Origin of the sequence: Pseudoalteromonas sp. S4492 (genome assembly GCF_005886115.1) — a bacterium.
Taxonomy (GTDB): Bacteria; Pseudomonadota; Gammaproteobacteria; order Enterobacterales; family Alteromonadaceae; genus Pseudoalteromonas; species Pseudoalteromonas gelatinilytica.
In genome coordinates this window covers 1-339 of the sequence record NZ_PNCP01000180.1, presented here as the reverse complement: position 1 = coordinate 339, position 339 = coordinate 1, and the positions used below count along the sequence as shown (strand labels likewise).

At 38.3% G+C, this 339-nt stretch carries 1 protein-coding gene; it reads left to right on the top strand.

Annotated features, from left to right (window positions below; all coding sequences use genetic code 11):
• Nucleotides 1-201, top strand: a 201-nt coding sequence (locus CWC28_RS22060) for a hypothetical protein (RefSeq protein WP_171038344.1), incomplete at its 5' end; no start/stop codon positions are given.
• Nucleotides 202-339 lie beyond the last annotated feature (138 nt).

Below are 339 nucleotides of genomic sequence, written 5' to 3'. Positions count from 1 at the left end.
AAAACAGGAGATGAAACAGTAATGCCGGAGGCAACTATAGATGAACAAACTTATTTACAAATACAGGATTTTAGAAAATATATGGATAGTTTAAAATTGAACAGAACGAATGAATACGACAGCATTCTGCAAGCCCGGCCGGGTTTGATGGATAGTGTGCAGGTGCTGGAAAAAATTTATTTATCACAAAAACAAAAATGAAGTGTATGAGCAGTGTGCAAAGGTCGCAGGTCTTCCTGAGAAAAAGAAAAATGATGCTGGTGTTACCGCTACTGGTAATGCCATTTCTTACAATGGCTTTTTGGGCATTAGGGGGCGGAAAAAGTAATGAACCTGTTA